This window comes from Cellulomonas olei, assembly GCF_039548315.1.
Lineage (GTDB): Bacteria > Actinomycetota > Actinomycetes > Actinomycetales > Cellulomonadaceae > Cellulomonas.
This window is the reverse complement of the sequence record NZ_JBCLVN010000069.1, coordinates 1-13,221: the sequence shown is the minus strand read 5'-3', so window position 1 is coordinate 13,221 and position 13,221 is coordinate 1. Positions and strand designations below refer to the sequence as shown.

Genomic DNA, 13,221 nt, shown 5'->3' with positions numbered 1-13,221 from the left:
GCGGGTGAACCCGCCCCGTGGCACCGGCGTGGCGCGGGCGGGCGAGGTACCGTGCCTCGACCCTGACGACCCCGGAGAGCGCCATGTCCGCACCGTCGCCCGCCCCGCGGGACCTGCCCGTGGCACGCCGGTCCGGCGACCCGACGCTCGGGCTGATCCGCCGCGTGCTGCTGGTGTGCCTCGGCGCGGGTGCGGTCGCGATCGCCTCGGTCGCCGTGGCCCGGTGGGACGACCCGCTGCTGCGGGTGGTGTCCCCGGTCCTGCTCGCCGTGGTGATCGCCTTCGGGTGGGTGCTGCTCCGGCGGCCGCGCACGACGATCCCCGTCGCCCGCCTGGTGCTGTCGGCCTTCGACGTGCTGTGGCTCGGCGTCCTGGCGTCCCGGCTCGGCGCGGGCAGCGGCGGGTGGGACGCGCTGTTCCCCACGACGTTCATGGGCCTCGCGCTGTTCGTGGTCATCGGGTTCCTCGTCTACCCGACGCGGTTCGCGGTGCTGCACGCCGGCGTCCTGGTGGTCGCCACGCCGGCGGTGGGTCTCGCGGCGCTCGCGGTCGGACCCGACGACGGACGCCGCGGCGCGCACGGCGTCGACCTGCTGCGGTACGCGATGTACCTGGCGGTGCTCGCGGCGATGGTCTGGGTGCTGTCCCGCACCAAGGAGCACGCGACCCGCGCGTTCCTCGTCGCCGAGCACGCCAGCGCGGAGGCGGCGAGCATGCGCGAGATGGCCTACCGGGACGCGCTGACCGGAGCGGCGAACCGCCGCCGGCTCGAGGAGGAGCTGGCGTACCAGGCGCGGGTCGTCGGGTCCGGGCTGGACGTCGCGCTCGTCTACCTGGACCTCGACCGGTTCAAGCTCGTCAACGACACCCTGGGGCACGCGGTGGGCGACCGGGTGCTCGTCGCCGTGGCCCACACCCTGGAGCAGCAGGTCCGGTCGGGCGACCTCGTCGCGCGGCTGGGCGGCGAGGAGTTCGTCGTCGTCGCCCCCGGCATGGGCCCCGGCGACGCCCGCGAGATGGCCGAGCGGCTGCGCGGTCTGCTCCCCGGGGCCGTGCAGCGCGCGGCCGACGTCCACGTCACGGCGAGCCTCGGCGTCACGGCCCTGCGCCCGGGCGAGGAGCCGTCGGCGGCCATCGCGCGCGTGGACGAGCTCATGTACCGCGCCAAGCGCGCGGGGCGGGACAGGGTCGCGTCGGACGACACGGCGGTCGGCACGGCGGTCGGCGCAGCGCCCGACACCGCAGCCGGCACCGCCGACGTCCAGCCGGCGCCCAGGTCCAGGGGGCAGGATGTGGGGTCGTCCGACCGTCGCCACCCGGCGACCGACCACCGCTGAACGGGAGCGTGCCGCATGGCCTACGTGATCGGCGTGCTCGTGCTCGTCGTGGGCATCCTCGTGTCCATCGCCCTGCACGAGGTCGGTCACATGGTGCCCGCCAAGCGGTTCGGCGTGCGGGTCAGCCAGTACATGGTCGGCTTCGGCCCCACGCTGTGGTCCCGCACCCGGGGCGAGACGGAGTACGGCGTCAAGGCGATCCCGCTGGGTGGCTACGTCCGGCTGATCGGCATGTACCCGACGCCCGAGGCGGTGGGGAACCCGCCGGTGCGCGGGTTCTTCAGCCGGATGGCGGCCGACGCCCGCGAGGCCAGCGCGGAGGAGATCCGGCCGGGGGAGGACCACCGCGCGTTCTACCGGCTCTCGACGCCGAAGAAGCTCGTCGTGATGCTCGGCGGGCCGGTGATGAACCTCGTCATCGCGGTGGTGCTGCTGGCCGTCGTGCTCATCGGCATCGGCACGTCCGGGGCGAGCACCACGCTGGCGTCCGTCAGCCAGTGCGTGCTGCCGGCGGACTCGACGGCCACGGAGTGCTCGCCGTCCGACCCGGCCGCGCCGGGCGCCGCGGCCGGCCTGCGGCCCGGTGACACCGTGGTCGCGTACGACGGCGTGGACGTGACGAGCTGGGACCAGCTGTCCGGCCTCATCCGCGGCACGGGCGACGAGGCGGTGCCGGTCGTCGTCGAGCGCGACGGCGAGCGGGTGACGCTCTCGGTGACCCCGGTGGTGGCCGAGCGTCCCGTGGTCGGCGACGACGGCCGGGTGGTCACGGGCGACGACGGCGAGCCGGTGACGCGCAGCGTCGGGTTCCTCGGCGTCAGCCCGGGGACGGAGCTGCAGCGCCAGCCGGTGTCCGAGGTCGTGACGCTGACCGCCGACGCCGTGTGGCAGACCGGCAAGGCCGTCGTCACGCTGCCCGTGAGCCTCGCGGGCATCGCGCAGAGCGCGTTCGGCGGGGCGGAGCGGGACTCCGGCGGCGTGCTGGGGCCGGTCGGCATCGCGCGGCTCGCCGGGGAGGTGGCGTCCAGCGACGCCCCGGGCGTCGGGGTCGCCGAGCGGGTGTCCGCCATGCTCAGCCTGCTGGCGTCGCTCAACATCGCGCTGTTCGTCTTCAACCTCATCCCGCTCGTCCCGCTCGACGGCGGGCACGTGGCCGCCGCCCTGTGGGAGGGCGCCAAGCGCACCGTCGCCCGGCTCCGCGACCTGCCCCGCCCGCGCCCGGCGGACGCCGCCCGGCTGCAGCCCGTCGCGCTCGCGGTGTTCGTCCTGCTCGGGGGCATGGGCCTGCTGCTGGCGTACGCCGACGTCGTCAGCCCCGCGTCGCTCGGCTGACGCGGGCCGCCGGAGCCCGGCGCGGGTACGGGTGCGCGCACGGCTCGCGGTGCGATGATGAGCCGGTGAGCACCCCCATCAGCCTGGGCATGCCGGAGGCACCCGCTCCCGTGCTGGCCCCGCGGCGGCCCACCCGCAAGATCCGCGTCGGCAAGGTCGAGGTCGGCGGCGACGCGCCCGTCAGCGTCCAGTCGATGACGACGACGCTCACCGCGGACGTCAACGCCACCCTGCAGCAGATCGCCGAGCTGACCGCGGCGGGCTGCGACATCGTGCGGGTCGCGGTGCCGAGCCAGGACGACGCCGACGCGCTGCCGGCGATCGCCCGCAAGTCGCAGATCCCCGTGGTCGCCGACATCCACTTCCAGCCGCGCTACGTGTTCGCGGCCATCGACGCGGGCTGCGCCGCCGTCCGCGTCAACCCGGGCAACATCCGCAAGTTCGACGACCAGGTCAAGGAGATCGCCCGCGCGGCGCAGGACGCCGGGGTGTCCCTGCGCATCGGCGTGAACGCCGGCTCGCTGGACCCGCGGCTGCTCGCGAAGTACGGGAGGGCGACGCCGGAGGCCCTGGTGGAGTCGGCCGTGTGGGAGGCGTCGCTGTTCGAGGAGCACGACTTCCACGACTTCAAGATCTCGGTGAAGCACAACGACCCCGTCGTGATGGTGCGCGCCTACGAGCTGCTGTCCGAGCGCGGCGACTGGCCGCTGCACCTCGGGGTGACCGAGGCCGGCCCCGCGTTCCAGGGAACGATCAAGTCGGCGACGGCGTTCGGGGCGCTGCTGAGCAAGGGCATCGGCGACACCATCCGCGTGTCGCTGTCCGCGCCGCCGGTCGAGGAGGTCAAGGTCGGGATCCAGATCCTGCAGTCGCTCAACCTGCGGCCCCGCAAGCTGGAGATCGTGTCCTGCCCGTCGTGCGGGCGGGCGCAGGTGGACGTGTACACGCTCGCCGAGCGGGTGACGGCCGGGCTCGAGGGGCTGGAGGTCCCGCTGCGCGTCGCCGTCATGGGCTGCGTGGTGAACGGCCCCGGCGAGGCCCGTGAGGCCGACCTCGGCGTGGCGTCCGGCAACGGCAAGGGGCAGATCTTCGTGCGCGGCGAGGTCGTGCGCACCGTGCCGGAGTCCGCGATCGTCGAGACGCTCATCGACGAGGCCATGCGGATCGCCGAGAGCATGGACGCGGCGCAGGACGGCAGCGGCGGGCCCGTCGTCACGGTGGGCTGACGCGTGGTGCGCGGCGTCGAGGAGGACGTGGCCGCCGGCGGCGGACCCGCGCACGCCGGGGAGCCCCGGCTGCTCGACGACGCCGACGTGCCCGCGGCGCTCGCGGTCTGCGCGCAGGACCCGGTCGCCGCGGTGCTCGCGACGACGCGGCTGGAGCAGGCCGCCCTGCACGGGTTGCGGCGCGTCGGCGGGCAGCTGTGGGGCTACGACCTCGGCGGGCGGCTCGCGGCCGTCTGCTGGGCGGGCGCGAACCTCGTGCCCGTCGTCCCGGACGCGGCCGTGCGGGAGGACGCGCTCGACGGCTTCGCGGCGTTCGGGCGCGCGCAGGGCCGGCGCTGCTCCTCGGTCGTCGGGGACGCGGCGGCCGTGCTCGGCCTCTGGGACCGGCTGGCCCCGTCGTGGGGCGCCGTGCGGGAGGTCCGGTCGGACCAGCCGTCGATGGTCATCGACCACGCCCCGGCCGTCGACCCCGACCCGGCGGTGCGGCGCTCCACGCCCTCCGAGTACGACCTCGTGCTGCCGGCGTGCGTGCGGATGTTCACCGAGGAGGTCGGCTACTCACCGGTCGCCGGCACCGGCGGCGCCTACGAGGCGCGCGTGCGGTCGCTGGTCCGTGAGGGCCGGTCGTTCGTGAGGATCGAGCCCGGGGCGACCGGGCCCCAGGTCGTCTTCAAGGCCGAGCTCGGCGCCGTCGCGGGCGGGGTCGCGCAGGTGCAGGGCGTGTGGGTCGACCCGGCGCGGCGCGGCGAGCGGCTCTCCGAGGGCGGCATGGCCGCGGTGGTCTCGCTCACCCGCCGGGCGGTGGCGCCGACCGTGTCCCTCTACGCGAACCACTACAACGAGCGGGCCCTGGCGGCGTACCGGGCCGTCGGCTTCCGGCAGGTCGGCACGTACGCGACGGTCCTGTTCTGAGGGACCGGGGCGTCGACGGGCCGGGCTCAGGGCGTCGCGGTGACCGCCGCGCCCGCCGGGTCGGTGCCGTCCGGCGCGCCCGGCAGCGGCTGGTCCGCGTTCAGCCGCTGCCAGATGTCGTCGGCCTGCGACGTCCACACCACGCGGTCGCGGTCCGTCGGCGCCTCCGCGACGGGCACGGTCACCGGCGTCAGCGTCGCCGGGTCGACGTCGCGGAGCGTCAGCGCGATGCCGGCGAGCGACCGCAGGCCGAGCCCGTCGCTCACGGACAGCGACCGGCTCACCGCGGTCAGCACCGGCATGAGCGTGCCCGGGTCGGTGAGCAGGTCGGTGGACTGGACCTGGGCGGCGAGGGCGTCGATGAGCTGCTGCTGCCGCTCGATGCGCGCCAGGTCGGAGCCCAGCTCCAGCCCGTTGCCGGAGCCTGTCCGGGCCCGGAGGAACGCGAGGGTCGTGGTGCCGTCGAACGTCTGCGGCCCCGCGGGGACGTGCAGGCCGGCCTTGGGGGAGTCCATCGCCTCCGGCAGGTCCATGGGGACGCCGCCGAGGGCGTCGACGACGTCGCGGACGCCGTCCATCTTCACGACGATGCTCTCGTCGGTGCGGACGCCCGAGTTCTCCTCGAACGTGCGCCGGGTGCAGGCCGCGGCCGCCGCGAGGTTGCCGGTGCTGCCCGCGCCGATCATGAACGCGTCGTTGAACATCGCGGACTCGCGCGGGCTGCTCGTGCTGCCGTCCTCGAGCGTGCAGGCCGGGATGCGGACGAGCGAGTCCCGGGGCACGGACACCATGTCGACCCGCGTCCGGTCGGCGGACAGGTGCACGAGGATCGTCGTGTCCGACCGCATGCCCTCGACCTCGCCGGCCAGCGCCGCGTTCTCGCCGTCGCGGCTGTCGGTGCCCATGACGAGGATGTTCAGCGGCCGGCCGGCGTACCCGTCGACGGGCGGCGGCTCCTCGACGGGCCGGTCGTCCGCGAGGAACTGGTCGACGTCCGCGTGCTCGATCCCCGCGTCCACCGAGGCGTACAGCGCGGCGGCGCCCGAGGCGCCCGAGAGCGCGACCGCCGCCGCGGTCACCCCGGCGACCCGGGCGACCCTCCCGCGGGCGCGGGGCGGCCGGGCGTGGCGGACGGACCGGGCGACGGCACGGGTGTGCCGGGCGGTACGGCGGCTGGCAGCGGTCATCCTCCGAGGCTAGGGAGGTCGCGCGCGGACCGGTGGGTCGCGAGGTGCAGCCTGCGGCAGGATCCTGTGCGCGAGCCGTGAAGGCCGGTGCGGCCGGCGCGCGCAGCCGCTCGCCGCCGGGCCTCGCGCCCCGTCCGCGCCGCCGGACCGCTCAGCGCAGCAACCGGGACATCCGCCGGTCGGCCAGCGGCGTGCCGCCGGTCTGGCACGTCGGGCAGTACTGCAGCGAGGAGTCCGCGAACGACACCTCGTGCACCGTGTCCCCGCACGGCACCCCGTCCCAGCCGGGGCAGGGCAGGCCCGTGCGCCCGTGCACGCGCATGCCCCGGCGCTTGGCGTCCTTCAGCTCGGCGGCAGGTCGGCCCGCGGACGTCGCGACGGCCTCCCGCAGCACCCCGACGGTGGCGGCGTGCAGCCGCGCGACCCGCTCGGCGTCGAACGACCGCGTCAGCGCGAACGGGCTGGTGCGTGCCACCAGCAGGATCTCGTCGGAGTAGGCGTTGCCGATGCCGGCGATCGTCCCCTGGTCGCGCAGCAGGCCCTTGACCTGCTGGTTGCGGGCGGCCATGAGCTCCGCGAGGCGCTGCGGGGTGAACTCCGGCGACAGCGGCTCCACCCCGAGCGTGGCGACCTGCGGGACGTCGGCCGGGTCGGTCACCACGTACACGGCGAGCCGCTTGCGGGTGCCGGCCTCCGTGAGGTCGAACCCGGAGCCGTCGTCCAGCCGCACCCGCAGCGCGAGCGGCGAGCGCCCGGGGCGGACCGGCGTCGCAGGGAGCGGCTCGGACCAGCGCAGCCACCCCGCCCGGGCCAGGTGGAAGACCAGGTGCAGCGCGTCCCCGCCGGCGGGCGGGCGGACCCCGAGGTCCAGCCACTTGCCGTGGCGCCCCGCGGAGACGACCTCGCCGCCCGCGAGGTCCTGGGGGGCGGGGCGGAACGTCTTCAGCGCGCTGATCGCCCCCACCTCGACGCCCGCGACGGTGCGCCCGACGGCGCGCTCGCGCAGGAACGCGGCCAGCGACTCGACCTCGGGCAGCTCCGGCATGACCCCATGGTGGCCCAGACGTCCGACACCTGCCGCTCCCACTAGGCTGCGGCCCATGCTGCTTCGCCTCTCCACGCTCTTCGTCCGCACCCTGCGCGAGGACCCGGCCGACGCGGAGGTGGCCAGCCACCGGCTGCTCGTCCGCGCGGGCTACATCCGCCGCGCCGCCCCCGGCATCTACACGTGGCTGCCGCTGGGGCTGCGGGTGCTCGGCAAGGTCGAGCAGGTCGTGCGCGAGGAGATGGCCGCGGCCGGCGCGCAGGAGGTGCACTTCCCGGCGCTGCTGCCGAAGGAGCCCTACGAGGCGACGGGCCGGTGGGCGGAGTACGGGCCGAACATCTTCCGCCTGAAGGACCGCCGCGAGGCCGACTACCTGCTGGCGCCCACCCACGAGGAGATGTTCACGCTCCTGGTCAAGGACCTGTACTCCTCGTACAAGGACCTGCCGCTCACGCTCTTCCAGATCCAGACGAAGTACCGCGACGAGGCACGTCCCCGCGCCGGCCTCATCCGCGGGCGCGAGTTCGTCATGAAGGACGCGTACTCGTTCGACGTCGACGACGCCGGGCTCGAGGCGTCCTACCAGGCGCAGCGCGACGCGTACGAGCGGATCTTCACGCGCCTCGGCCTGGAGTACGTGGCCGTGGCCGCGACGTCGGGCGCAATGGGCGGCTCCCGCTCCGAGGAGTTCCTCACCCCGACGGCGATCGGCGAGGACACCTTCGTGCGGTCCCCCGGGGGCTACGCGGCGAACGTCGAGGCCGTCACGACCGTCGTGCCCGACGCCGTGCCGTGGGACGACGCGCCCGCCGCGCACGTCGAGGACACCCCCAACACCCCGACGATCGACTCGCTCGTCGCCCTCGCGAACGCCCGCTTCCCCCGCCCGGACCGGCCGTGGACCGGGGCGGACACGCTGAAGAACGTGGTCCTGGCGCTGGCCCATCCGACCGGGGAGCGCGAGCTCCTCGTCGTCGGGCTCCCCGGGGACCGCGAGGTCGACCTCAAGCGCCTGGACGCCGCGGTCGCGCCGGCCGAGGTCGAGCCGGCGGTCGAGGCCGACTTCGCCGCGCACCCCGAGCTCGTCAAGGGCTACATCGGCCCGGCCGTGCTCGGCCCGAACCGCGAGGGGCTGGCCGCCGACGCCGAGGGCCGCACCGCCGTGCGCTACCTGCTCGACCCGCGCGTCGTGCCCGGCACCCGGTGGATCACCGGCGCGAACGAGCAGGGCCGCCACGTCTTCGACCTCGTCGCCGGGCGGGACTTCACGGCCGACGGCACCGTCGAGGCCGCCGAGGTCCGCGCCGGTGACCCCGCCCCGGACGGCTCCGGGCCGCTGGAGCTCGCGCGCGGCATCGAGATCGGCCACATCTTCGCGCTGGGCCGCAAGTACGCCCAGGCGCTCGGGCTGACCGTGCTCGACCAGAACGGCAAGTCGCAGGTCGTCACGATGGGCTCCTACGGCATCGGGGTCAGCCGCGTGCTCGCCGCGCTGGCGGAGGCCAACCACGACGACCGCGGCCTCGCGTGGCCGGCCCAGGTGGCGCCCGCGCTGGTGCACGTCGTCGCGACCGGCAAGGACGCCACGGTGTTCGAGGCCGCGGAGTCGCTGGCCCGCACGCTCGACTCGCGCGGCATCGAGGTGCTGTACGACGACCGGCCCAAGGTCTCTCCGGGCGTGAAGTTCGCCGACGCCGAGCTGCTGGGCGTGCCGCTGACCGTCGTGGTCGGACGCGGCCTCGCGGACGGCGTCGTGGAGGTGCGGCCCCGCGTCGCGACCCCCGACGGCCCGCAGGCGGAGCAGGTGCCGGTCGCGGACGCCGCGGACCGTGTCGCGGAGCTCGTGGACGCGCTCCTCGCCCGCTGACCCCGGCCGCCCCGACCCCGGCCGCCCCGACCCCGTCGAGGTTGACATCCTTGCGGGGTTCACGCCGCCGAACCCCGCGACGACTGCAACCTGGACGCGCGGGGGGAGCGGGACCGGGCACGCGGGAGGGCTCGCGCGGGTGAGGCCGCGCGGGCGGGCCCCGGCCGGGTGAAGCCGCGCGGAAGGGCTCGCGCGGGTGAGGCCGCGCGGGCGGGCCCCGGCCGGGTGAAGCCGCGCGGAAGGGCTCGCGCGGGTGAGGCCGCGCGGGCGGGCCCCGGCCGGGTGAAGCCGCGCGGAAGGGCTCGCGCGGGTGAGGCCGCGCGGGAGGGCTCGGCCGGGTCAGCCCGCGGTCGGCGTCGGGCTCGGGCTCGGGCTCGCGGGCGGCAGGCCCGGGAGGGCGGTGGGCGTCGCGCCCCAGGCCAGCGCCTCGACCGACGAGGTCCGCAGGCCGTCGACCGTGGCGGTGCGGTCGGCCGTCGACGCGTCCGTGCCCAGCACCGCGTCCGCGTGCACGGCGGCCAGGTCGGTCAGCAGCCCCGCCGCGAAGGTCCGCACGGCCTCCGTCGTCGACACGTCGCCGTCCAGCTCGTAGGCGACCCGGCGGGGGTCCTCCGCGGTGCCGGCCACGCCGACGGCCTCGGCCCAGGCGGTCGCGGCGGCGCGGTGCGCGGCGGCGGCGGACCGCGCACGGGCGCGCGCGTCGTCGGCGAGCCGGGCGGCGGCGACCTCGAAGCCGTACCCGGCCTGGTCCTCGGCGAGCACCAGGGCGAGGGCGTCGGCCCGGTCCAGGTCCGCCCCGAGGGCGTCGGCGGGGCCCGTCGCGGCGGGCTCCGGGGAGGCCGACCCGCCGGCGGAGGCGGACGGCGACGGCAGCGCGGCCGACCCGTCGCCCGAGCCGGACCCGTCCGCGTCCCCGCCGGTCGTGAACCCGCTCTCCGGCTCCGCGTCGACCGCCGGCGCCTCGGTGCCGAGCGAGGCCGCGAGCCGGTCCGTGAGCTGGGCGCGGGACGCGGCGACGGAGGCGAGCAGCCGGGCCGTGCCGGGGTCCTCGGCCGCCCTCGCCCCGGCGCGCGCACCGGAGGCGGCGTCGCCGAGCAGCGCCAGGACGTCCGCGGGCCCGGGCGCGGGGTCGGTGGTGGTGGGCGTGGGGGAGGGCGTCCCGTCCTCCGGGTCCGGGTCCGGGAGCCCCGACTCGTACACCCCGCCGAGCGCGACGACCTGGTCCGCGGCGGTCGAGGAGACCAGGCCCAGGACCGCGGCGACGCCGTCGTCGGCCCCGGGGGCGGCGGCGTCGGCCGCGGCGGCGAGGGCGAGGGCGTCGTCGACGGCGTCCCGCCGGACCTGCTCCGCGGCGTCGGGCACGGGCTCGGCGGGCGGGTCGGTCTCGAGGCGCAGGCCGCAGCCCGACAGCACCGCGGCGGTGCCGAGCACCAGCACGCCGGCGAGGGCGCGGGCGCGCCGGGACCGGGCGGGTGCGGGGCGCGGCACGGAGCGCGGGGCGGGGCGCGTCGGGCGGTGCGGGGCGGTGCGAGGCATCGCGGGCGATCCTGCCACGGTGCCCCGCCGCGCGGCCGGACCCGAGGTCCCGCCGGGGCCGGTGTCGCGCACGTCGCACCGGCCGCGGGCCCGGTCGGGAGGGTGCCGCGCCCCGGAGTCAGTACGCTGGTCGCAGCACGCGGTCCGCCGCGCGCCGCTCCACCGTGCAGGACCGACAACCACACAGCGTCGACGTCCCCGGTGTCGGCGTGCGCGCGACGAGGCCGCACCCCGCCGAGGACCGACACAGGAGGTCAACATGCCCGCGCCCGTCAGCGCGCAGCGCATCCGGGAGACCATCGAGCCGGTGGTGGCCGCCGCCGGGCTGTGGCTGGAGGACGTCGAGCTCGCGCGCGACGCCGGCCGCCCGGTGGTGCGCGTCGTGGTCGACGCGGTGGAGGACGCCGAGGAGGCCGTCGACCTGGACGGCGTCGCCGCGGTGTCCCGCACCGTGTCCGAGGCGCTCGACGCTCTCGACGGCCTGCCGGACCGGTACACCCTCGAGGTGTCGACCCGCGGGGCCGACGCCCCGCTCACCGCGCGCCGGCACTACGTCCGGGCGATCGGCCGCCTGGTCGTCCTCGGGCTGGCCGACGGCACCGTGCTCGCCGGGCGGCTCGTGGACGTCGTCGACGCCGGTGGTGCCGAGGGGGACGCGGTGGTCGTGACCCCCGTGACCCCCGGCGTCAAGGGCCGGCCCGCGAAGGTCGGCGACCCGGTGCGGGTCCCGCTCGAGCGGGTGCGCGAGGGCCGGGTGGAGGTCGAGCTCGTCAAGGACGGCGGGCGCGGCGAGGACGGCGCCGGCGACGGCGCGGCGGACGGGCCGACGGGCCGGGAGGACTGACGTGGACATCGACATGCAGGCGCTGCGGCTCATCGAGCGCGAGCGCGACATCAGCCTGGACGTGCTGGTCTCGGCCATCGAGCAGGCGCTGCTCTCGGCCTACCACCGGACGCCGGACGCCTACCCGGACGCCCGCGTCGAGCTGGACCGCCGGTCCGGGCACGTGACGGTGTGGGCGCGCGAGCGCACGGTGGTGCCCGCGCCCGACGCCTCCGACGTGGACGCTGACGCCGCCGCGACGGCCGTGCCGCCGACCACGACGGTGACCGGCCCGGAGTTCGACCACACGCCGGCCGGGTTCGGGCGCATCGCGACGGCCACGGCCCGCCAGGTGATCGTCCAGCGGCTGCGCGACGCCGAGGACGACCAGGTGCTCGGGCAGTTCCGCGGCAAGGAGGGTGAGGTCCTCGGGGGCGTCATCCAGCAGGGCCGTGACCCGCGCGTGGTGCTCGTCGACGTCGGCGGCACGGAGGCCGTGCTGCCCGCGCACGAGCAGGTGCCCACGGAGCAGTACGTGCACGGCGAGCGCATCCGCGCGCTGGTGCTGGACGTGTCCCGCGGCGCGAAGGGCCCGCAGATCACGCTGTCGCGCACCCACCCGAACCTCGTGCGCAAGCTGTTCGAGCTGGAGGTCCCGGAGATCGCCGACGGCCACGTCGAGATCACGGCCCTGGCGCGCGAGGCGGGCCACCGCACGAAGATGGCGGTGCGCTCGACCGTCCCCGGGCTCGGGGCCAAGGGTGCGTGCATCGGCCCCCTCGGTGCCCGGGTGCGCGCCGTCATGGCCGAGCTGCACGGCGAGAAGATCGACATCGTCGACCACTCGGACGACCCGGCCCGCATGGTCGCGAACGCCCTGTCGCCGGCGCGGGTGCTGTCGGTGACGGTCGTCGACCCCGCCGCGCGTGCCGCCCGTGTGGTGGTGCCGGACTACCAGCTCTCGCTGGCGATCGGCAAGGAGGGCCAGAACGCGCGGCTGGCGGCGAAGCTCACCGGGTGGCGGATCGACATCCGGTCCGACGCCCAGGAGCCGGCCGGGGCCGGGGCGGCGCCCGGCGAGGCCGCGGGCGGCGCGCCGGAGGGCTCCGCGGGGACCGCCCCGCGTGCCGCCGGTCGAGCAGAGTGACCTCGCGCGCTAGACTGGACGCGGCTGGGCCGGACGCCCGGCTCTCCTCGCCGAGCAGGCGCCACCCCCGACACCCCGCAGCGCACGTCGCCGCGCCGGTGGTCGTGGGCCCGGTGCGCACGTGCGTGGGGTGCCGGACTGCCGGACCGAGGTCGGCTCTGCTGCGCGTGGTCGCGGCGGCGTCGGGCACGGGTGAGACCGTGCTCGTCGTCGACGTGCGTCGCGCGCTGCCGGGCCGGGGGGCGTGGCTGCACCCCGATCCTCACTGCCTCGAGCTCGCCGAGCGCCGACGTGCGTTCCCGCGGGCCCTGCGACTCGCGGGGCCGCTGGACACGTCCGCGGTCGGGGAGCACCTCGGGGCGGGGTGAGGCACGACCGTCGCCGCCGGGCGCCTGCCCGGTGGCATGTGCACCGTCGAACAGGAAAGCGGGTCGAAGAGCCGATGGCTGCCCGATGAGCACGCACCGATGAGTACCCAGCGATGAGTACCCAGCACTAACGACGGTCCACCCTGTCCTGGGCGGGCCGAGACAGGGAGAGATGTGGCCAAGGTCCGCGTCTACGAGCTCGCCAAGGAGCTCGGAGTCGACAGCAAGACCCTCATGACCAAGCTGAACGAGCTCGGTGAGTTCGTGCGCTCGGCGTCCTCGACGATCGAGCCGCCGGTGGTCCGCAAGCTGCGGGACACCTACCCGGCCGGTGGCGGCGCCAAGCCCGCCGCGGCCCGCCCGGCCCCGGCGTCCGCCCCCGCGGCGTCCGCCCCGGCCCCCTCGCCGGCACCGGCGGCCCGCCCCGCGGCGTCCGCCCCG

At 76.6% G+C, this 13,221-nt stretch carries 12 protein-coding genes; 9 read left to right on the top strand and 3 right to left on the bottom strand.

Annotated elements, in window-relative coordinates; genetic code table 11:
* The first annotated feature begins 83 nt into the window (after positions 1-83).
* From AAHH18_RS16575 to AAHH18_RS16560, 4 genes are all read left to right on the top strand, one after another.
* Entirely contained in the window at positions 84-1,337 is a 1,254-nt protein-coding gene (locus AAHH18_RS16575) for a GGDEF domain-containing protein (protein ID WP_343302371.1), read from the top strand.
* Positions 1,338-1,352: 15 nt separating this feature from the next.
* The gene (locus AAHH18_RS16570) at positions 1,353-2,669 is read left to right on the top strand and encodes a M50 family metallopeptidase (RefSeq protein ID WP_343302370.1); all 1,317 of its coding nucleotides are present in this window, start codon (positions 1,353-1,355) and stop codon (positions 2,667-2,669) included.
* Between the two features lie 89 nt (positions 2,670-2,758).
* Entirely contained in the window at positions 2,759-3,895 is a 1,137-nt protein-coding gene (gene ispG / locus AAHH18_RS16565) for a flavodoxin-dependent (E)-4-hydroxy-3-methylbut-2-enyl-diphosphate synthase (protein ID WP_283322010.1), read from the top strand.
* Between the two features lie 6 nt (positions 3,896-3,901).
* The gene (locus AAHH18_RS16560) at positions 3,902-4,807 is read left to right on the top strand and encodes a GNAT family N-acetyltransferase (RefSeq protein ID WP_459349158.1); all 906 of its coding nucleotides are present in this window, start codon (positions 3,902-3,904) and stop codon (positions 4,805-4,807) included.
* A 26-nt stretch (positions 4,808-4,833) separates the two neighbouring features.
* Here the strand turns inward: AAHH18_RS16560 and AAHH18_RS16555 are convergent, their stop codons facing one another.
* Positions 4,834-5,994, bottom strand: a complete 1,161-nt coding sequence (locus tag AAHH18_RS16555; protein ID WP_283319974.1) for an LCP family protein — start codon at positions 5,992-5,994, stop codon at positions 4,834-4,836.
* Between the two features lie 151 nt (positions 5,995-6,145).
* The gene (locus tag AAHH18_RS16550; protein WP_283319975.1) at positions 6,146-7,039 is read right to left on the bottom strand and encodes an Fpg/Nei family DNA glycosylase; all 894 of its coding nucleotides are present in this window, start codon (positions 7,037-7,039) and stop codon (positions 6,146-6,148) included.
* A gap of 55 nt (positions 7,040-7,094) precedes the next feature.
* Here AAHH18_RS16550 and AAHH18_RS16545 point away from each other — a divergent pair, with 55 nt between their 5' ends.
* A complete protein-coding gene (locus AAHH18_RS16545; RefSeq protein WP_343302369.1) occupies positions 7,095-8,906 on the top strand; it encodes a proline--tRNA ligase in 1,812 nt (603 codons plus the stop codon).
* Between the two features lie 339 nt (positions 8,907-9,245).
* Here the strand turns inward: AAHH18_RS16545 and AAHH18_RS16540 are convergent, their stop codons facing one another.
* A complete protein-coding gene (locus AAHH18_RS16540) occupies positions 9,246-10,442 on the bottom strand; it encodes a DUF4439 domain-containing protein (RefSeq protein WP_343302368.1) in 1,197 nt (398 codons plus the stop codon).
* A 259-nt stretch (positions 10,443-10,701) separates the two neighbouring features.
* Here AAHH18_RS16540 and AAHH18_RS16535 point away from each other — a divergent pair, with 259 nt between their 5' ends.
* The 4 genes from AAHH18_RS16535 to AAHH18_RS16520 form a co-directional block, all read left to right on the top strand.
* A complete protein-coding gene (locus AAHH18_RS16535; protein WP_283319978.1) occupies positions 10,702-11,286 on the top strand; it encodes a ribosome maturation factor RimP in 585 nt (194 codons plus the stop codon).
* Between the two features lies 1 nt (position 11,287).
* Positions 11,288-12,412 (top strand): transcription termination factor NusA, encoded by a 1,125-nt coding sequence (nusA, locus tag AAHH18_RS16530; protein WP_343302367.1) that lies wholly within the window; start codon positions 11,288-11,290, stop codon positions 12,410-12,412.
* The gene (locus AAHH18_RS16525) at positions 12,409-12,780 is read left to right on the top strand and encodes a YlxR family protein (protein ID WP_343302366.1); all 372 of its coding nucleotides are present in this window, start codon (positions 12,409-12,411) and stop codon (positions 12,778-12,780) included. Before nusA ends, AAHH18_RS16525 begins: the two co-directional genes overlap by 4 nt.
* Before the next feature lie 174 nt (positions 12,781-12,954).
* Positions 12,955-13,221, top strand: a 267-nt coding sequence (locus AAHH18_RS16520) for a translation initiation factor IF-2 N-terminal domain-containing protein (RefSeq protein WP_343302365.1), incomplete at its 3' end; no start/stop codon positions are given.

What these genes read in the sequence shown, in the direction of transcription:
- AAHH18_RS16570 (WP_343302370.1), top strand. Translation starts at nt 1,353, where the DNA reads ATGGCCTACGTGATCGGCGTGCTCGTGCTCGTCGTGGGCATCCTCGTG.
- ispG (WP_283322010.1), top strand. Translation starts at nt 2,759, where the DNA reads ATGCCGGAGGCACCCGCTCCCGTGCTGGCCCCGCGGCGGCCCACCCGC.
- AAHH18_RS16550 (WP_283319975.1), bottom strand. Translation starts at nt 7,039, where the DNA reads ATGCCGGAGCTGCCCGAGGTCGAGTCGCTGGCCGCGTTCCTGCGCGAG.
- AAHH18_RS16540 (WP_343302368.1), bottom strand. Translation starts at nt 10,442, where the DNA reads ATGCCTCGCACCGCCCCGCACCGCCCGACGCGCCCCGCCCCGCGCTCC.
- AAHH18_RS16535 (WP_283319978.1), top strand. Translation starts at nt 10,702, where the DNA reads ATGCCCGCGCCCGTCAGCGCGCAGCGCATCCGGGAGACCATCGAGCCG.
- AAHH18_RS16555 (WP_283319974.1), bottom strand. Translation starts at nt 5,994, where the DNA reads ATGACCGCTGCCAGCCGCCGTACCGCCCGGCACACCCGTGCCGTCGCC.
- AAHH18_RS16545 (WP_343302369.1), top strand. Translation starts at nt 7,095, where the DNA reads ATGCTGCTTCGCCTCTCCACGCTCTTCGTCCGCACCCTGCGCGAGGAC.
- AAHH18_RS16575 (WP_343302371.1), top strand. Translation starts at nt 84, where the DNA reads ATGTCCGCACCGTCGCCCGCCCCGCGGGACCTGCCCGTGGCACGCCGG.